This is a genomic window from Streptomyces sp. NPDC048277 (assembly GCF_040652235.1).
Taxonomy (GTDB): Bacteria; Actinomycetota; Actinomycetes; order Streptomycetales; family Streptomycetaceae; genus Streptomyces.
Genome location: NZ_JBEZLQ010000006.1, coordinates 420,953 through 438,931, shown reverse-complemented (window position 1 = coordinate 438,931; position 17,979 = coordinate 420,953). Strand labels below are relative to the sequence as shown.

20 protein-coding genes are annotated in these 17,979 nt (G+C 71.8%); 7 read left to right on the top strand and 13 right to left on the bottom strand.

The annotated features are described in order from the left end of the window. The 3 genes from AB0D85_RS17165 to AB0D85_RS17155 all read right to left on the bottom strand — a co-directional run. On the bottom strand, window positions 1–572 hold a 572-nt coding region (locus tag AB0D85_RS17165; protein ID WP_362320327.1), incomplete at its 3' end, for a cytochrome b N-terminal domain-containing protein. Window positions 573–885: 313 nt separating this feature from the next. Next, on the bottom strand, window positions 886–1,227 hold the full coding sequence (locus tag AB0D85_RS17160; RefSeq protein WP_362320324.1) for a hypothetical protein: 342 nt from the start codon (window positions 1,225–1,227) through the stop codon (window positions 886–888). Window positions 1,228–1,531: 304 nt separating this feature from the next. Further along, window positions 1,532–2,005 (bottom strand): MarR family transcriptional regulator, encoded by a 474-nt coding sequence (locus AB0D85_RS17155; protein WP_362320321.1) that lies wholly within the window; start codon window positions 2,003–2,005, stop codon window positions 1,532–1,534. A gap of 154 nt (window positions 2,006–2,159) precedes the next feature. Between AB0D85_RS17155 and AB0D85_RS17150 the strand changes: the two genes are divergently transcribed. Then, window positions 2,160–2,390 carry a hypothetical protein gene (locus AB0D85_RS17150; RefSeq protein ID WP_362320317.1) on the top strand — a complete coding sequence of 77 codons (231 nt, stop codon included), beginning with the start codon at window positions 2,160–2,162 and terminating at the stop codon, window positions 2,388–2,390. A 280-nt stretch (window positions 2,391–2,670) separates the two neighbouring features. Continuing rightward, the gene (locus AB0D85_RS17145) at window positions 2,671–3,069 is read left to right on the top strand and encodes an ACT domain-containing protein (RefSeq protein WP_362320314.1); all 399 of its coding nucleotides are present in this window, start codon (window positions 2,671–2,673) and stop codon (window positions 3,067–3,069) included. A 117-nt stretch (window positions 3,070–3,186) separates the two neighbouring features. Here the strand turns inward: AB0D85_RS17145 and AB0D85_RS17140 are convergent, their stop codons facing one another. From AB0D85_RS17140 to AB0D85_RS17115, 6 genes are read right to left on the bottom strand one after another with little or no spacing between them, the layout of a single operon-like run. Next, on the bottom strand, window positions 3,187–4,485 hold the full coding sequence (locus tag AB0D85_RS17140; RefSeq protein ID WP_362320311.1) for an amidohydrolase family protein: 1,299 nt from the start codon (window positions 4,483–4,485) through the stop codon (window positions 3,187–3,189). 21 nt (window positions 4,486–4,506) lie between these two features. Further along, window positions 4,507–4,818 (bottom strand): hypothetical protein, encoded by a 312-nt coding sequence (locus AB0D85_RS17135; RefSeq protein WP_362320308.1) that lies wholly within the window; start codon window positions 4,816–4,818, stop codon window positions 4,507–4,509. Then, complete coding sequence (locus tag AB0D85_RS17130) at window positions 4,793–5,251, bottom strand: hypothetical protein (protein ID WP_362320306.1); 459 nt, start codon at window positions 5,249–5,251, stop codon at window positions 4,793–4,795. Before AB0D85_RS17130 ends, AB0D85_RS17135 begins: the two co-directional genes overlap by 26 nt. Beyond that, complete coding sequence (locus AB0D85_RS17125; protein WP_362320303.1) at window positions 5,248–5,967, bottom strand: ABC transporter ATP-binding protein; 720 nt, start codon at window positions 5,965–5,967, stop codon at window positions 5,248–5,250. Before AB0D85_RS17125 ends, AB0D85_RS17130 begins: the two co-directional genes overlap by 4 nt. 2 nt (window positions 5,968–5,969) lie before the next feature. Next, a complete protein-coding gene (locus AB0D85_RS17120) occupies window positions 5,970–6,683 on the bottom strand; it encodes an ABC transporter ATP-binding protein (RefSeq protein WP_362320300.1) in 714 nt (237 codons plus the stop codon). Beyond that, window positions 6,661–8,772 (bottom strand): ABC transporter permease, encoded by a 2,112-nt coding sequence (locus tag AB0D85_RS17115; protein WP_362320297.1) that lies wholly within the window; start codon window positions 8,770–8,772, stop codon window positions 6,661–6,663. Before AB0D85_RS17115 ends, AB0D85_RS17120 begins: the two co-directional genes overlap by 23 nt. A 166-nt stretch (window positions 8,773–8,938) precedes the next feature. Between AB0D85_RS17115 and AB0D85_RS17110 the strand changes: the two genes are divergently transcribed. From AB0D85_RS17110 to AB0D85_RS17095, 4 genes are read left to right on the top strand one after another with little or no spacing between them, the layout of a single operon-like run. Further along, a complete protein-coding gene (locus AB0D85_RS17110) occupies window positions 8,939–9,355 on the top strand; it encodes a nuclear transport factor 2 family protein (protein WP_362320294.1) in 417 nt (138 codons plus the stop codon). Next, on the top strand, window positions 9,352–10,446 hold the full coding sequence (locus tag AB0D85_RS17105; RefSeq protein ID WP_362320292.1) for an acyl-CoA dehydrogenase family protein: 1,095 nt from the start codon (window positions 9,352–9,354) through the stop codon (window positions 10,444–10,446). The genes AB0D85_RS17110 and AB0D85_RS17105 overlap by 4 nt, the downstream gene beginning before the upstream one ends. A gap of 6 nt (window positions 10,447–10,452) precedes the next feature. After that, on the top strand, window positions 10,453–11,241 hold the full coding sequence (locus tag AB0D85_RS17100) for an acyl-CoA dehydrogenase family protein (RefSeq protein WP_362320289.1): 789 nt from the start codon (window positions 10,453–10,455) through the stop codon (window positions 11,239–11,241). A gap of 8 nt (window positions 11,242–11,249) precedes the next feature. Further along, entirely contained in the window at window positions 11,250–12,050 is an 801-nt protein-coding gene (locus AB0D85_RS17095; RefSeq protein ID WP_362320286.1) for an acyl-CoA thioesterase domain-containing protein, read from the top strand. 13 nt (window positions 12,051–12,063) lie between these two features. Here AB0D85_RS17095 and AB0D85_RS17090 read toward each other — a convergent pair whose 3' ends face one another. Beyond that, entirely contained in the window at window positions 12,064–13,194 is a 1,131-nt protein-coding gene (locus AB0D85_RS17090) for a thiolase family protein (protein ID WP_362320282.1), read from the bottom strand. Continuing rightward, window positions 13,187–14,617 carry an AMP-binding protein gene (locus AB0D85_RS17085; RefSeq protein ID WP_362320279.1) on the bottom strand — a complete coding sequence of 477 codons (1,431 nt, stop codon included), beginning with the start codon at window positions 14,615–14,617 and terminating at the stop codon, window positions 13,187–13,189. The genes AB0D85_RS17090 and AB0D85_RS17085 overlap by 8 nt, the downstream gene beginning before the upstream one ends. Window positions 14,618–14,671: 54 nt before the next feature. Between AB0D85_RS17085 and AB0D85_RS17080 the strand changes: the two genes are divergently transcribed. Further along, a complete protein-coding gene (locus AB0D85_RS17080) occupies window positions 14,672–15,439 on the top strand; it encodes an SDR family oxidoreductase (protein ID WP_362320277.1) in 768 nt (255 codons plus the stop codon). A gap of 99 nt (window positions 15,440–15,538) precedes the next feature. Here the strand turns inward: AB0D85_RS17080 and AB0D85_RS17075 are convergent, their stop codons facing one another. Together AB0D85_RS17075 and AB0D85_RS17070 are read right to left on the bottom strand one after the other, a co-directional pair. Then, entirely contained in the window at window positions 15,539–16,603 is a 1,065-nt protein-coding gene (locus AB0D85_RS17075) for a phosphotransferase family protein (RefSeq protein ID WP_362320274.1), read from the bottom strand. Continuing rightward, entirely contained in the window at window positions 16,600–17,925 is a 1,326-nt protein-coding gene (locus AB0D85_RS17070; protein WP_362320271.1) for an acyl-CoA dehydrogenase family protein, read from the bottom strand. The genes AB0D85_RS17075 and AB0D85_RS17070 overlap by 4 nt, the downstream gene beginning before the upstream one ends. Window positions 17,926–17,979: the final 54 nt, after the last annotated feature.

Genomic DNA, 17,979 nt, shown 5'->3' with positions numbered 1-17,979 from the left:
ACCGGTACGGAGAGGATCGTTCCGTTCACGACGGCGAGCCCGGTTCCGGAGAGAAGGTCGTCCGGGAGGTCGTATCCGGTCAGCCCTCCGAACATTCCGAGGACCAGCAGGAGAAACCCGAACAGCCACTGGAATTCGCGGGGTTTGCGGAAGGCTCCGGTGAAGAACACCCGCATCATATGGACGAGCATGGCCCCGACGAAGACGAGCGCCGCCCAGTGATGTGCCTGCCTGATCAGCAGGCCGCCACGGACGTCGAAGGAGAGGTGCAGCGTCGAGTTGTACGCCTCCGACACCGTCTGGCCCTTCAACGGGGCGTAGCTTCCGTTGTACTGGACTTCGTTCATGGAGGGGTGGAAGTACAGCGTCAGATAGGCGCCGGTGACTACGAGGACGACGAAGCTGTAGAGGCAGATCTCGCCCAGCATGAACGACCAGTGGTCGGGGAAGGCCTTGCGTGCCTTTCCTCTGATCAGGCCGTGGACACCGAGGCGTCCGTCGACCCAGTCGGCGATCCTCTCCCCCTTTCCCTCCTGCTGCCGTACGTCGCTTTCCCGACTCCGGTCACCCATGCCCCTGCCCCCATTCATCGACGTGGATGTGACACCGTCAGGCCGCCGTGTGTGGTGGTCATGGCGGCGGAAACCTCCAGTGCTCGTCGTGCGTGCGCGGACACGCCGTGGCTGTCATGGAGACGGGCCGGCAGGCGAATCTGTGACACGTGACCGTGCGGGAGGAGGACGCCGTACGGATCCGGCGCGCCTGCGCACGCGGAAGCAGGCGCAGGGGAGGGAACAGGCGGGTGGGCGGGGGCCGCTGCCGTGCCTGTCGTGCGTGGCCGTACTGGGAATGTGCCGGGGCCGTGCGGTCGACGGACGGCGTCGCCTACGACGCGCCGACCAGCACCACCGTGACGCACAGCACCATGGCCACGGTGATCAGGATCATCGCGGTGAGGGTTCCGCGCAGCCAGTGCCCGAAGCGGACGCGATGGCGCTGTTCCACCTCGTTGATGCTGGCGGTGATGTGGTCGGTCACCATGCGGGCGACGTACGCCTGTTCCTCGAGGTACCAGCGCTCGATGTCGGTCCGCTGCTCCCGGGTCAGCCCCGGCTCCTGCGCGGTGAAGTCCGCGACGCGCCGGCGTGCCGCTCGCAGATGAGCCTGCTGGTACAGGAAGTCCTGGATGTCGGTCAGGCCGCGGGCGGCCTCCTCGCTCGCGTCCATGGTGTGCTCCACAGGTGAGGCGGCGGCTGTCCGGCCAGTCGCTGAAGTACGTGTGCGCGGTGTACGCGCATCAGCGCCGGGAGGAAGAGCAGCGCGCACGAACGTATCGAGCCGGGACTGGTCGGGCCGGCGATCTCGCGAACGCCGTGGAGCGGGCTGGAGCAAGCGGTCTGGACAACCAGCGTGACAACTTCCGCGCCAAGCCGCAAGGGCTCTGTCACCGCGCGTCGCCGCGCGTGAGGCAGACGGCGCGGCGCGGGAAGCGCACGCCGGGCGATCACGCCCTCGACGCCGGCAGGCCCGGTCAGCCGTTCGACGACAGGCCACCCTGCTGAATCGCCGGACGCAGCCGCTCCAACAGTGCGTACAGCGTGGCTCGTTCGCCGGAGTCGAGGGTGTCGACGGCGCCGTGGGCCTGCATCGTGCCGCGGATGCCGCGCAGCACGTCGCGGCCGGCGTCGGTGGCGATCACGTTCTTCACGCGGCGGTCGGTGGGGCTCACCTCGCGACGCACGAAGCCGCCCGCTTCCAGGCGGTCGACGATCCCGGTGATGTTGGAGGCGTCGCAGGACAGCTGCTCGGCGATCTCCCGCATCGAGGCCGGGTCACGGTGGACGTGGGTCAGGACCTTGACCTGCATGTGCGTGAGGCCGTGCGGGGCCGCGGCGGCCGCGAAGTCCTGGCACACCGCGCTGCCCACCGCCGAGAGGAGCTCCAGGAGCTCGATCTTGGACGGGACGGACACCGGCGTCACCTGACCAGGCACAGAGGTACTCATGACCACAGAGCGTACCCGAACTACTTGATGACTTCGAAGCTTGACCACCTCAAGCATCTGCCCCTACTGTCGGCCGCGTAATTCCTTGAGGACCTCATCTATCGATGCCCTCAAGGAATTGATTCCTCGCGACAGCCGAAGGAGCCGGTCCCCCATGGGCACGCCAACTGGGAATGAGATGGTCATCGTCCTCGCGCTGGGGCTGGCCTCCATGCTCGTGTCGATGATGCAGACGCTCGTCGTGCCGATCCTGGGCCTGATCCAGAGCAGTCTGCACACGAGTGCCGCGGGCGCCGGCCACTTCTTCCAACTCGACCGGCCGGACGCCGTCACCGAGCTCATCCTCGGTCACGCCCGGGCCCACCGCACGGCGGGAACGGCCTGAGGTGCCTCGCTGCCCCGCTTCGGCGGATCCGACACATCACCGTAAAGGAACACTGTGATCACCCGAAGGTTTGCCGAGACCAACGGAATCCGCCTGCCGCGCGCTGATCGGGCCGAACCGTCCACCGGCATGGATACCGCCTGGCAGCTGACAGGCGGTATACGGTGGCGAGCCGTGCGTCGGCATGTCCGCAATCCCCTGGGTGACCGCCCCGCACCGCCACACACGGCCTGGGATCCGTCGCCGGTCAGGTCTTCGCATCACGCACAGGAGTAGAACCATGTCCGGAGAAACCCAGCTGTCGGTTCTGCTCGGCACCATGAATCCCGAACGTCACGCCGGTGAGTACGTGTTCGTTTCAAGCGGCGGCAAGGAACTTCCGCCGGGCATCGCCCCGGTCGCGACCGTCGCCGAGGACGAGGGGCTCACTCTGGTTCTCCTCCGGGAGGACGCCGACAGGATCGGGCTGCGATACGACTACGTTGCCGCCCGGATCACCCTGCGTGTGCACTCCTCCCTGGCAGCGGTCGGTCTCACGGCCGCCGTTTCACAGGTCCTCGCCGACGCAGGGATCAGCTGCAATGTCATCGCCGGCTTCTATCACGATCACTTGTTCGTTCCGTACGAAAACGCCGCCCTGGCGGTCGAGTTGCTGGAGAGTCTCGCCGCACGGAGTTGACGGCGGGCCGGTTCTCGACCCCCGCGCGGGAGTCGTAGCCGTCAGCGGCGAGCACTGCTGTGACGCCGGGGGGAGGGCGGGGCATCGCGCCCGCGCCCTCCCGTCAGCGGCGTTGCCTCATTGTTCGGCGGCCGCCAGCGCCGCCTGCGCCTTCCGGCGGTAGGTGGCGAGCTTCTCCGCGGGGGCGATGACCTGGTGGCTGCGGGGCTGGACGGACACGTCGTGTCCCTCGGCCGCCTTGCGCAGCGCGCCTACGGTGGCCTGCTCGCGCGGGACGTGGGCGAACGGGTCGAACGAGTACCAGCGCATCGCGTTCCGATGCGTCATCTTGTCGATCTCCTCGTCCGTCGCCGAGTTCGCGGTGAGCACCTGGTGCAGTTCCTCCGGCGCGTTCGGCCACATGGAGTCGCTGTGGGGGTAGTCGGCCTCCCAGCAGATGTTGTCGATGCCGATCTCGTTGCGCAGCCGCACCCCGATGGGGTCGCTGATGAAGCAGGTGAGGAAGTGCTCGCGGAAAACCTCCGAGGGGAGCTTGCCGTGGAAGTCCTGGAGGGTCCAGGTGGCGTGCATCTCGTAGGTGCGGTCGAGCCGTTCCAGGAAGTACGGGATCCAGCCGGTGCCGCCCTCCGACAGGGCGATCCTGATGCCGGGGTACTCCTTGAGCACCCGGGACCACATCAGGTCGGCGGCGGCCTGGACGAGGTTGATGGGCTGGAGGGTGATCATCACGTCCGGCGGGGCGTCGGGAGCGGTGACGGCGAGACGGCCGGAGGAGCCGATGTGCAGGTTCATCACCGTGCCGCAGTCGGTCAGGGCCCGCCATACCGGGTCCCAGTACTCGGTGTGGAAGCTGGGGTAGCCGAGCGGGACGGGGTTCTCGGGGAAGGTCAGCGAGTGGCAGCCCTTCTCGGCGACCCGGCGGATCTCCTGGGCGCACAGCTCGGCGTCCCAGATGGCGGGCAGGGCCATCGGGATGAACCGGCCGGGGTGGGCCCCGCACCACTCGTCGATGTGCCAGTCGTTGTAGGCGCGGACCAGGGCGAGCGAGAAGTCGGAGTCCTCGGTGGCGAAGAGGCGGGCGGAGAAGCCGGGGAAGGACGGGAAGTTCATCTGGGCGAGGACACCGCCGGCGTTCATGTCGGCGACGCGTTCGTCCACGTCGTAGCAGCCGGGCCTGATCTCGTCCAGGCCCTGCGGGTCCATGCCGTACTCCTCCTTGGGACGGCCGGCGACGGCGTTGAGCGCGGCGTTGCCGATGCGGTTGTCCCGGAACTGCCAGACGTCGCTGCCGTCCTCGCGGTGGACCAGGCGGGGGGCGTCCTTCTTGTAGCGGTCCGGCAGGTGGTTCGCGAACAGGTCGGGCGGCTCGATGATGTGGTCGTCGACGCTGATGAGGATCATGTCGTCGCGGTTCATGAGGGCTCCTTGGGGCTTGGGTCAGTCCGAGGCGGGCAGCGCCTTCGGTGCCTTGATCTGCAGCGGCTGTCCGCCGACGGTGAGGTGGCCTGCTCCGGAGGCGGTGCAGAGGAGTTCGAGGGTGTCGGCGGCGTCGACGTAGCGCTTGCCGATGAGCGTGTCGGGCCGCTCGCCGCCGGACGGTGGGGCGGGCGCCTCCTTGGCGGACACCATCGGCGCGCCGCCGCACTCGATGGCGCCGGTCGCCGTGTCCGACGGGGCCCGGATGACGATCACGCGGGTGGTGGAGGTGGCGGAGGCGAGCTGGTCACCTGGGCGTGGGGGCAGCGCCATTGCGTGGATCTCCTTCTGGTGCTGGTGAGTTGTCCGTCCGCGCGGCTACGGCGGTTTCGCTCGGGAGGGTTTTCGCGGCTCCGGCGGTTTCGCTGAGGCGCTCCCCCAGCCGGTCCAGGTCGAAGGACTGACGGGCGAGCCAGAAGCGCAGGAAGTTGGTGAGTGAGTAGCGCAGGAACAGGGCGCCGCCCACCACGGCGGCCGTGATGCCGCCCAGGCCGAGGGCGAGTGCGTCGCCCTGGGCGAGGGAGCTGTCCGTGGCGTGGGCGAGCGGGAAGGCGAGGGCGCCGAGGACGAGTCCCGCGGCCATCAGCAGTCCGCCGAGGCGGAGCCAGAGGGTGGTGCGGGCCGCCGCGGGGTCGGGGATCTTCAGTTCGGCGAGTTCGCGGACGAACCGGTCCGCCCGCGAGGCCGGTACGGGTGCTGACGTCATGGGGCGCTCCCCAGGTAGTAGGAGGAGAGTTCGGCCTGCAGGGAGCTGTCGGGGTGCCCCTGCCACTGGATCCGGCCGCGGACGAGGACGGCGGCATGGTCGGCGATCTTCAGTACGGCGGACGCGAACTGCTCGACGACCAGGACCGCGACGCCCTGCCGGGCGATCTCGGCGACGAGTTCGTAGAGTTCGGCGACGACCATCGGGGCGAGCCCCATGGAGAGTTCGTCGAGCAGGAGCACGGCCGGGTCGGTGGCCAGGCCGCGGGCGAGGGCGAGCATCTGCTGCTCGCCCCCGGAGAGGGTGCCGGCCTGCTGGGTGCGGCGGGCGGCGAGGACGGGGAAGCGGCCGTAGGCGGTCTCCTCGATCTCCTCGCGACTGCGGCCGCGGCCGCAGAAGGTCATCATCAGCAGGTTGTCGCGGACGGTGAGGTTGGGGAAGACTCCGCGGCCCTCCGGGATCAGGCAGACGCCCGCGCGGGCCAGGCGGCCCGGGCGGATCCCCGCGGCATCCCGGCCGCCCATCGACAGCCGTCCGCCGCTGGGCGGATGGAGTCCGGCGGCGACCTTGAGGACGGTCGTCTTGCCCGCGCCGTTGGGGCCCAGGAGCGCCACCACCTGCCCTGCCGTGACGGCCAGGTCCACGCCGTGCAGCACGGTGATGCCGTGGTAGGCGGCGCGGACGCCGGAGAGTTCCAGCAGTGGTGTGTCGGGCACGGTCATGTCTCCCCCAGGTAGGCCGCGAGGACCGTCTCGTCCTGCTGGATCTGCGAAGGCGGGCCGCAGGCGACGACACGGCCGAGGTCGAGGACGTAGACCTCGTCGCAGACGGCCATCACCAGGCTCATGTCGTGCTCGACCAGGACGACCGCCGTGCCCTCGGCCGCGAGGGAGCGCAGCAGGGCCGCGAAGTGCTCGGTCTCCTCGGCGTCCTGTCCGGCGGCGGGTTCGTCGAGGAGCAGGACGCGGGGTTCCTGGACGAGGGCGCGGCCGACCTCGACGAGGCGGGCGATGCCGGTGGGCAGGGCGTCCGTCGGGGCTTCGGCGGTGCCGGTCAGGCCGAGCCGGTCCAGTACGGCGTCCGTCGTACGGGCCGCGCGTCGGTGGCAGGGGCCGAGTTCGGCGGCGACGAGGAGGTTGTCGCGGACGGAGAGGCGGCCGAAGAGTTCCAGGTGCTGGAAGGTCCGGGACAGGCCGCGCCGGGCCCGGCGGGCGGGGCCTTCGCGGGTGATGTCGCGTCCGTCGAGCCGTACCCGGCCGGTCCCCGGGCGGCGGAGCCCGGAGACGGTGTCGAACAGCGTGCTCTTCCCGGCCCCGTTGGGGCCGATCAGGCCGGTGACCCGGCCGGCCTCGGCGGCCAGCGACACCCCGTCCAGGGCGCGTCGGCCGCCGAAGGCGACGGTGATCTCGTCAACCTGCAACAACGGTGGCACGGGTCAGCACCTCCTCGTCCTCGGGCCGCCAGGGACGGCGTACGCCCCACCATTCGGGCGGGATGTCGGCGGGGGCGGCCTCGCGTGCGGCGGCACGGCCGCGCAGGGTCACGGCCACCAGCAGAGCGGCCACAACGGACGGCCATCCGCCGCCCGGGACGAACACGGCGAGCGCCCAGCACACGGCGAGCACGCCGAGCAGGGCGGGCAGCAGTCGCCGGTCGCGGCCCAGCGGCGCCCAGTCGGCCCGCAGTTGTGCGATCACACCGCTCGGGCTGTGTGCGAAGCCCATCCCCGCGAGGGCGACGAGGAGGGCGGCCAGGTTCTGTGCCCAGGTGCCGAGCCCGTCCAGCAGTTGCGTGGGCACGACGTAGGCGAGACCGGTGAACAGGCCGGTGCCGACCGATCCGAGACCGCCGACGACCGCGATCAGGAAGACGGGCAGTCCGGCGACGAGGTTGAACTGGTCGGCGGTGACGGTCTGGAGCTGCATGCCGTAGAGCGCGCCGCCCAGTCCCGCGATGCCGGCGGAGAGGGCGAAGACGGCGACCTTGGCGACCAGCAGGCGGCCGCCGAGGGTGGCGTAGGCGGCCTCGCTGTCGCGCAGGGCGATCAGCCGCCGTCCGAAGCGACCGCGGCGCAGGGCGGCCACGCCGACCGAGGTGACGGCCAGGCAGACGGCGGCGAGGAGGAGCAGTTCGGCCGGTGAGGTGAGGTGCAGGCCGAACAGGTCGGGGCCGGACACGGAGACCGAGCCCTGGTCGAACAGGGCGATGTGTACGCCCAGGACGTCGAAGGCGGGCAGGGTGAAGATCCAGCGGTCGAGGACGGTGGCGAAGGCGACGGTGCCGAGCGCCAGGTAGATGCCCGACAGCCGTAGCGCGGGCAGCGCGACCAGGGCGCCGACGGCCGCGGCGACCAGGACGGCGGCCGGCAGCGCCCACAGCTCGCCGTGCGCGCCGAGGTGGCCCCAGACCACCGCGCCGATTCCGGCGATGGAGAGCTGGCAGAGGGAGACCTGCCCGGCGTAGCCGGCGAGCGGCACATAGGACAGGGCGATCACACCGAGCGAGAAGAGCGTGCCGTACGAGATGACCTGGTCCTCGGTGAGCACGCTGACCAGGACCAGCGCCAGGAGGAGGACACAGCCCGCCAGGACCAGGCTGCCGCGCCTGCCCGGAAGCGGGACGCGGACGACCGTACGGTCGCGGCCGCGCAGCCGGTGGTGCGGGAAGGCGAGCAGGGCCAGGAAGAGCAGCAGGGCGGGGGCGGCCAGGCGCAGTCCTGGCAGGTAGTCGTTCTGCGGCAGGTAGCCGGCCAGGTAGGCCTCCAGGAGGCCTACGACGACCGCGCCGAGGAAGGTGAGGGGCAGGCTGCGCAGTCGTCCGAAGACGGCTGCGGTGTAGGCGCTGACGATGAGCAGGGAGAGCTGCTGGGCGTCGAGCGCGACGGTGGGGGCGATGAGGATGCCGCCGACGGCGGCGAGCTGGATGCCGAGCACCCAGGCGAGCCGGCCGGCGCGCAGCGGGTCGGCGCCGGTCAGCCCGGCGAGGGCACGGTCGTCGACGGAGGCGCGCATCTCCGTGCCGGCCCGCGTGCGGTGGAGCAGGAACCACAGGCCGGCGGCGATGGCGAGCGCGGTCGCCATGGTGATCGCCTGGTGCCAGGTGACGACGGCCGGGCCGAGCCGGATGGCGGGTTCGCCGGCGAAGAAGGGGATGAGCGGGCGGGGTGTGTTGGGATCCCAGACCCAGCGGGCGAGCGCGATGCAGCCGGCGAGCAACGCGACCGTCATCACGAGGCGTTCGGCCTCCCCCAGGGCCTGTACGGGGCGCATCAGGACGCGTTCGACGAAGAGGCCGAAGGCGGGCGCGAGGACGAGGAGCACGACGGCCAGGGCGACCGGCACCGGCCAGCCCCAGCCGACGGCGAGCTGCCAGTAGGCGAAGGCCGCGAGCATTCCGGCCGCACCGTGGGCGAAGTTGAAGACCCCGGCCGTGGTGTGGGTGAGCACCAGGCCGCTACCGATCACGGCGTAGATGGCGGCGGTGCTCAGGCCGACCACCGTGAAGGCCAGGAACTGATCCATGGATTGGAAACTAGCTTCTCATTAATGGAGAATCAACCATTCGCACAAGGGGAGGTTCCTTCACGTGCCGTCCACGTTGACGGCGACGGGCCCGCATGGAAGCGTGATACTCGATTACGAGAATCACGTTCTCGCCCATGTTCTCCCCCTGTCACCTGGAGGCCCCTTGAGTGCCACCGACGACCTGATCGAGATCCAGCAGCTCCTCGCCCGGTACGCGGTCGCCATGACCCGTGGGGACGTGGACCGGGTACTCGGCGTCTTCACCCCGGACGGCAGCTACAGCGCGTTCGGCGACACCTATCCGCTGGACGAGTTCCCGGCGCTGATCGCCGCCGCTCCCAAGGGCCTCTTCCTGGTCGGCACACCGGAGGTCGAGCTGGCCGGCGACACCGCCACCGGCACCCAGCCGCTGTGCTTCGTCGAGCACTCCGAACACCGGATGCGCATCGGCTACTACAACGACACCTACGCCCGCACCCCGGACGGCTGGCGGTTGCGCACCCGGGCCATGACCTTCATCCGCCGCAGCGGTGCGCACGACTCGGGCCGTCCGCACGCCTTCGACCGCACGCGGTCATGAGGACCGAGGAGTTCCGGCGGGGCCTGCGGGCCTGGCTGGACACGCACGACCTGACACCCCCGCCGGACGACTCCCTCGATGCCCAGGTCGCCCAACTGGCCCGGGTGCGTGCGGCGTTGTGGGACGCGGACTGGATGCGCCACGGCTGGCCGCGTGCGGTGGGCGGGCTCGGCGGGACCGGCACCCTGCGCGCGGTGCTCGGCGAGGAGGTCGCCTCGCGGGCGCTGGCGGAGCCCGGCATCTGGTCGATGGTCGAGGTGCTGGTGCCCACCATCGTCGACTACGCGCCGCCCGCGCTGGCCGCCGAGATGGTGCCGCGGCTGCTGTCGGGCCGCGAGCAGTGGTGCCAGGGCTTCTCGGAGCCGGGCTCGGGCAGTGACCTGGCCTCGCTGGCCACACGTGCCGTGCCCGACGGGGACGTCTGGGTGGTGTCCGGCCAGAAGGTGTGGACGAGCCTCGCCCAGTACGCGGCCCGCTGCGTCCTGCTGGCCCGCACCGGCGGACCGGGCCACGCCGGCATCAGCGCCTTCCTCGTCGACATGGACAGCCCCGGCATCACCGTACGGCCGCTGCGCACCATGCACGGCGTCGACGAGTTCGCCGAGGTCTTCCTCGACGACGTGCGCGTCCCGGCGCACCGCATGCTGGGCGGTCCCGGCGACGGCTGGCGGCTGGCGATGGACCTGCTGCCGCACGAGCGGTCCACCTGCTTCTGGCACCGCACCGCCCATCTGTACGGCACCCTGGACCGCCTTCTGGCCGACGGCTGCGAGCCGGACGCCGACGCCCTCGGCGCGGTCTGGCTCGATCTGCACACCGTGCGCTGCCGGTCGGCCGCGACCCAGCGGGCGCTGGCGGAGGGCGGACGGCTCGGCCCGGAGACGTCGGTGGACAAGATCCTCCTGGCCACCGCCGAGCAACGGCTGTTCGACACCGCGCGCGAACTCCTGCCGGGTGCGGTCGAACTGGCCGAGGAGGCCGGGTGGCGCACCGGCTATCTGTACGCGCGGGCCGCCACCATCTACGGCGGCACCGCGGAGATCCAGCGCAACATCGTCGCCCGGCGCCTGCTCGGCCTCGGAAGGGAGTGACCCGCAGTGGACACCGCCGAACGCGAACTTCTGGAAGAGGCACTGCGCAAGACCATGACGACGACCGCGCCCGGCGCCGGGCTCGACGCCGCGCTCGCCGACCTGGGCTGGACGCAGATGCTCGCCGAGGAGCCGGACACCGCCGTCCCGTCGGTCTTCCGGTTGCTCGGGGAGACGGGGGCGCAGGCCGCCGTCCTCAACGACGTGGTCCTGCGGGCGGCCGGGCGGCCCGTCGGAGGGACACTGCCGCTGCCGTACGCGGGAGGGACGTGGGTCGAGTGGGCGCGGGACGGATCCTCCGCGGCGAGTGCGCTCGATCCGGGTCTGCCGCTGCGCCGGGTGGGCCCGGGCGAGGCCGTTCCGCTGGCCGCCGGGCGGCGGGCGCTGGGCTGGTGGCTGCTCGGCACCGGCCGCGCGATGCTCGCTCTGGCGCGTGAACACGTCCTGGACCGGCAGCAGTTCGGACGGCCACTGGCCTCATTCCAGGCCCTGCGGCACCGGCTCGCCGAGACCTTCGTGGCGTTGGAGGGAGCCGAGGCGGCCCTCGCCGCGGCCACGGACGACACGGGTTCGCTGCTCGCCAAGGCCGCGGCGGGGCGGGCCGCGCTCACCGCCGCGCGCCACTGCCAACAGGCCCTCGGCGGCATCGGCTTCACCGCGGAGCACGCCCTGCACCGGCACGTCAAACGGGCTCTCGTGCTCGACGGGCTGCTCGGCTCCACCCGTGAACTGACCCGTGAGGCAGGCGCGTTGCTGCTGCTCGAACGGCGGACGCGCCGCCTCGTCGACCTGTGAGGAAGCACGTGACCACGGACCTCTGGCAAGACCTCCTCGGCTGCCTCGACCTCACCCCGCAGGGCACCGCCACCTACGAAGGCCGCTCGCAGCAACTGGAGTACCGGCGGTTGTTCGGCGGCCAGTTCCTCGCCCAGTTCGCGCGCGGCGCCTGTCTGGCCGCCCCCGGCAAGGCCCTGAAGTCGCTGCACACGCAGTTCCTGCGGGAGGGCCGTACCGGGGAGCCGGTGCGCTACGAGACCGACGTGCCGCAGCAGGGCCGTACCTTCGCGACCGTCAGGCTCACCGCCCGCCAGGAGCACGGGGTCGTCGCGGTGGCGAGCGCGAGCCTGCACGCCTGGGAGGAGGGCCCGGACCGGCAGACGGCGGAGCCGGCGGCGGCGCTGCCCGGCCCGGAGCGGAGCGTCGAACTCGGGCTGCTGCCCTGGGAGTCGCGGGCGGCCACCGACCTCGACACCGCGAAGTCCGAGCCGGCCGCCTACGAGTTGTGGACGCGTATCCCCGAGGTGGCGCCGGAGCTCGGACCCGCGCTGCTCGTCTACGCCACCGACCTGACCCTGATCGGCACCGCGCTGCGCCCCCTGGAGGGCGTCACCCAGGCGGACGCGGGCCGGGCGTTCGCCTCGGCCGTGACCGCGCACACCGTCTGGTTCCACCGCCCGTTCACCACCGGGCGATGGCTGCTGCTGCGCCAGCACAGCCCGCTGGCCGCACACGGGCGGTGCTTCGGACGCGGCGACGTCCTCGACCAGGACGGCATGCTCCTCGCCTCCTTCGCGCAGGAGGCGCTGCTGCGGTTCGGCGGGTAGGCCCCTGGCGGGGTCAGGGCGCGGGCACCTCCAGGACCAGGGCGGAGCCCATGCCGCCGCCCGCGCACATGGCGGCCACGCCCACTCCCCCGCCGCGGCGGCGCAGTTCGTGGACGAGGGTGACGATCATGCGTGCCCCGGTGGCGGCCACGGGGTGGCCGAGCGAGCAGCCGCTGCCGTTGACGTTCACCGTGTCCGGGTCGAGGCCGAGGCGCCGGTTCACGGCGACCGGTACGACGGCGAAAGCCTCGTTGATCTCGAAGAGGTCGACGTCGGGCACCGACATACCGGCCCGCTCCAGCGCCTTGGGGATGGCGTGCACGGGGGTCAGTCCGGTCTCGGCCGGGTCCAGGGCCACCGAGGCCCAGGAGCGCACCCGGGCCAGTACGGGCAGCCCGAGCCGCTCGTCGGCGACCGCGACGGCGGCCGCCGCGTCGTTGGCGCCGCAGGCGTTCCCCGCGGTGATCGAGAAGCCCTCGATCTCCGGGTGCAGCGGCTTGAGCCCGGCCAGGCGCTCCGCGCTGGTGTTCCGGCGCGGGTGTTCGTCGGCCTCGAAGGGGCCGTACGGCGTCTCGACGGGCACGATCTCGGCCTTGAAGCGGCCCTCGTCCTGGGCGCGTACGGCGTTGCGGTGCGAGCGCAGCGCCCACGCGTCCATCTCCTCCCGCCCGATGCCCTCCTGTACGGCCGTGTTCCAGCCCACCGTGATCGACATGTCGAGGTTGGGCGCGTCCGGGCGGTCGGGGTGCGTGGGGGGCACCCAGCGCTCGGTGTCCTGGAAGGTCAACTTGGGTGCGGTGGACGAGGAGTTGACGCCGCCGGCGATGACGAGGCGGTCCATGCCGGCCCTGATCGAGGCCGCCGCGGTCTGTACGGCGGCGAGTCCGGCGGCGCAGTGCCGGTTCAGGGCGAGGCCGGGGACGCGGGGCAGTCCGGCGGTGAGGGCCGCGTGCCGGGCGACGACCCCGCCGCCGTAGTGGGACTCGGCGAGCATCACGTCGTCGAGGAGGGCGGGGTCCAGCCCCTCCGCGACCGTCGAGACGATGCGGTCGGCCAGGTCGTAGGCGGTGGTGCTGCGCAGGGTGCCCTTGAACGCGGTTCCGATCGGCGTGCGCAGGGCGGTGACGATCACGGCCTCAGGCATCGGCTGTCTCCTCCAGTTCGGCGACGAGTGTGCGGCGCAGCAGCTTGCCGGTGGGGGTGCGGGGCAGCTCCGGGCGGAAGACGACGGCATCGGGCGTCTTCGAGGAGCGCAGATGGCGGCGGGCGAAGGCCCTGATGTCGTCGGGATCACCGGAACCCACCAGGACGGCGACCAGCCGCTGCCCCCACTCCGGATCGGCGACACCGAGCACGGCGGCCTCCCGCACCCCCGGGTACTGGAGGAGCACGTCCTCGATCTCGGCGGGAGCGATGTTCTCGCCACCGCGGATGATCGTGTCGTCGGCGCGCCCCTCGACGAACAGATAGCCCTCGTCGTCGAGCCGGCCCCGGTCGCGGGTGGCGAACCAGCCGTGCCCGTCCAGTGCCCGGGCGCCGGCGTACTCTCCGGAGATCTGCTCACCGCGCACGAAGACGAGCCCGGTCTCCCCCGGGTCGAGCGCCTTGCCGTCCTCGTCCCGGATCTCGACCTCGATCCCGGGCAGCGGACGGCCGACGGAACCGAGCCGGGCCCGCACGGCCGGGTCCTCCGACACCAGCGCCTGCCAGTGGTCGTCGGGGCCGAGGACGCAGATGGAGGACGCGGTCTCCGTGAGGCCGTAGGCGTTGACGAAACCGGTCCCCGGGAACTGCCGCAGCGCCCGCTCCACCACCGGGCGCGGGGTGCGTGCGCCGCCGTAGGCGAGGCTGCGCAGGGTGGGTGTCCCGGCCTGGTCCTCGCCGAGTTCGGCGGTGATGCGGGCGAGCATGGTCGGCACCAGCATGGCGTGGGTGACGCGCTCGCGGCGGACCGTGGCCAGCCAGTCGGCCGCCTCGAAGGAGGCCAGGTAGACGATCCGGCGGCCCGCGTAGAGGTTCGTCAGCAGGTTCATCAGCCCGGCCACGTGGTACGGCGGAAGCGCCACCAGGGTCGCGTCCTCGGCCTCGGCCGAGCCGAAGTCCTGGGTGTTGAAGACATAGGCGAGCAGATGGCGGTGGCGCAGCAGTGCCGCCTTGGGGGCGGAGGTGGTGCCGCTGGTGTAGAGGGTGACGGCGGTGGCGTCCCGGTCGTCGGGCGTCGGCCGCCACTCGGCTTCACCGGTGAGGGCGAGGAGGGCGTCGAGGTCCTCCGGGCGGAGGACGGCGGCGCCCGGGTGCCGTTCCAGCAGGGCGGCCAACTGCTCCTCCCCCAGGCGGTAGTTGAGGGGGATGAAGGGCACGCCGGCCAGGGCGGCGCCGAACAGGGCGACGGGGTAGGCGAGGTGGTTCACGCCGAGGTACAGGACCGCGGGGCGGTCACGGAAGCGGTCGGCCGCATGACGCGCGAGGCGCTGGAGTTCGGCGGCGGAGAGCGAACGGCCGCCCACGGTGACGGCCGGCCGGTCCCCCGCGGAGGCGGCCATTTCCAGAATCACGGCTATGTTCATGAGAATGGCATTCTCATACACTCAGAGGCCCACTAGCAAGAGAAGGGAACGGCAATGCTCATCGAGGGTTCCTCGGCCCTGGTGGTCGGCGGCGCGGGCGGGCTGGGCGAGGCGACGGTACGGCGGCTGCACGCGACGGGCGTGCGGGTCGTGGTCGCCGACCTGGCGGACGACAAGGGCAAGGCGCTTGAGGAGGAGCTGGGGGTGCGGTACGTGCGCACGGACGCCACCGACGAGGAGTCGGTGGCTTCGGCGGTCGAAGTGGCCGAAGGCGAGGGCGAGTTCCGTACCGCGGTGGACTGCCACGGCGGGCCGGCACACGGCGGCCGACTCGTCGGCAAGGACGGAGCGCCACTGGATCTCGCCGGGTTCCGCACCACGGTCGACGTCTATCTGACCGGAGTGTTCAACGTGCTCCGCCTCGCCGCCGCGGGCATCGCCCGCACCGCGCCCGCCGGGGCGGACGGCGGGCGCGGGGTGATCGTGACGACGTCCTCGATCGCGGCGTACGAGGGCCAGATCGGCCAGCTGCCGTACGCCGCCGCGAAGGGCGGGGTGAGCGCGATGACCCTGGTGGCCGCCCGCGATCTGTCGCCGCTCGGCATCCGGGTGGTGTCGATCGCGCCCGGCACGGTCCTCACCCCCGCGTACGGCAAGGCCGCCGACCAACTGGAGGCGTACTGGGGACCGCAGGTGCCCCACCCGCGCCGGATGGGCCACCCGGAGGAGTTCGCCGCCCTCGTCCAGCACCTGTGCGAGAACGGCTACCTCAACGGCGAAGTGGTCCGCCTGGACGGGGCGTTGCGGTTCCCGCCCAAGTGACGTGCACACCAGCGCGCCCCAAAGGGGCGCGGGGCTGCATCGGTCAGCGGCTCCGCCGTGGGGCGCGACCAGCCACGACGGCGCCGCGGAGGACCGACATCAGTCACCCCCCATCTCCTGCAGAGCCTTCTCCCACAACCACCCCGCATAAGCGTGAAACGCATCCCCCATCTTCCGGTTCAACTTCCCCGCCAGCGCACGCGAATGGCTGCCCTCCAGCAGCGCCGCCAGCCGGAAGCACGCCAGCACCTGGTACCACCGGAACGCGGACACGTCCCGGCCGGTCCGCTCGCCGTAGTACGCGACGAGCTCGGCCCGGGAGGGCATCCCGTCCCACGGCTGGAGCTGGGGGTCGCTGCCGGGCGGGTCGCCCGGCTCCCGCCAGGCCGTCAGGATCCAGGCCAGGTCGAGGAGGGGGTCGCCCAGGGAGGCCATCTCCCAGTCGACGATCGCGGCGAGGCGCGGCGCGTCGTGCGCGAACATGACGTTGGCGAACTGCAGGTCGCCGTGGACGATCCCGGTCGCCCCCTGTTTCGGGGCGTGCGCGACCAGCCAGTCGGCGACCGTGTCGACGTGCGGGCTCTCGCTCTCCACGTAGGCGGGGTCGGCCCGGTATCCGTGCAGCATCTTCAGGTACTTGGGGGTCTGCCGCTCCAGCCAGCCCTCCGGACGGCCGAGGTCGGACAGGTCGTGCGCACCGGGGTCCACCGCGGCCAGCCGTGCGGCGCCGTCGACGAAGGCGAAGGCGACCGCGCGCCGCCACTCCGGGTCCTCGGCGTACCGGCCGGGGAGCTGCCCCCGGGGCATGAAGCCGTCGATCTTCTCCAGGACGGAGAAGGGCGCGCCGAGCACCGACTCGTCCTGGACGCTGGCGTGCAGGTGCGGGTGCGGTACGTCGGTGGCGGCGAGGGCGCCCAGGACGCGGCCCTCGCGGCGGAAGGCGTCGGAGGCACCGGCCCGGAGGTGGCGTCCGGGGCGGCGCAGGACGAGTTCGGTGCCGTCGGCCCTGTGGAGGGTGAACAGAAGGTTCTGCGCACCGCCGGTGAGGGGTTCGAGGGCGGTGACGGGGCCGTCGCCGGGGAGTTCGGCGAGGCCGGGCCAGGCGTTGAGGCGGTCGAGGTCGGGCTTGGTGTCGTCGGCGCCGTGCGCCTCGCGCGTGCTCACCGGGTCACCGCCGTCTCCTTCAGGCGGTCCGCGTATTTCGCGCGGGCCGCGGCCAGTCGGGTGGGAAGGTGCGAGGAGCCGAAGAGAGGGTCCTCGGCCGGGGTCGCGTCCTTCAGCAACAGCCGGGCTATGACGTCCTGGTGGGCCTCGGTGGGGCCGTCGGCGACACCGAGGGTGGGGCCGGAGAGCCACATCTTGGCCAGGGGCAGCTCGTTGGAGACGCCGAGCGCGCCGTGCAGATGGAGGGCCCGGTAGGCGACGTCCACGAGGACCCTGGGGGTGGCGACCTTGACGCCGGAGACGTGCAGCCTGGCCCGGCGGGCGTCGGCCGGGTCGCCGGTCTCGGCCGCCCGGTCCGTCTGCCAGGCGGCATGCAGGACCTGGAGGCGGAACTGCTCGATCTGCACCCAGGTGTCGGCCAGTTGGTGGCGCACGGCCTGCTGGCCGGAGAGCGGGCCGCCGCGGGTGCGCCGGGAGGCGATGCGCTCGGTCATCATCTCCAGGGCGCGCCGGCACTGGCCGACCGACCGCATCGCGTGGTGCAGCCGGCCGCCGCCGAGGCGGGTCTGCGCGATCAGGAACCCGGAGCCGGGCTCGCCGAGCAGGTTCGCGGCCGGCACCCGGCAGTCGGTGAACCGCAGATAGGCGTGGACGCCCTCGCCGAGCGGCTCGCCGGCCATACCCGTGCCGCGCACCATCTCCATGCCGGGTGTGCCGGCCGGGACCAGGATCATGGAGGCGCCCTTGTGCACGGGCACGTCGGGGTCGGTGACCACCATGGCGATGACGAAGGCCGCGTGGGGGTAGTTGGAGGCGAACCACTTCTCGCCGTTGATCACCCACTCCTCGCCGTCGCGGACGGCACGGCAGGTGAAGCCGCCCGGGTCCGCGCCGCCGGTCGGCTCGGTCATCGCGAAGGTGGAGACGATCCGCCCGTCGAGCAGCGGCTCCAGGTACTCCTTGCGCTGTTCCTCGGTGGCGTAGTGGGCGAGGATCTCCGCGTTGCCGGAGTCGGGGGCCTGGGTGCCGAACACCATCGGCGCCCAACTGGACCGGCCCAGGATCTCGTTGAGCAGCCCGAGGTTCACCTGCCCCATGCCCATGCCGCCGAGCGAGGGCGGCAGGTGGGCGGCCCACAGCCCCTGTTCCCGCACCTGCCGCTGCAACGGACGGACCACTTCCCGGAAGACCTCGCTGTCGCGGTCGTACGGCTCGGCGTTGCCCGGGAACAGCACGTCGAGCGGCTCGATCTCCTCACGGACGAACCCCGCGGCCCAGTCGAGCCTCTCCTGGAACGCGGCGTCGGTACTGAAGTCCCACATGACGCATCCACCTTCCCTCAGAATGCCGTTCTGAAATTAACAGAACGCCATTCT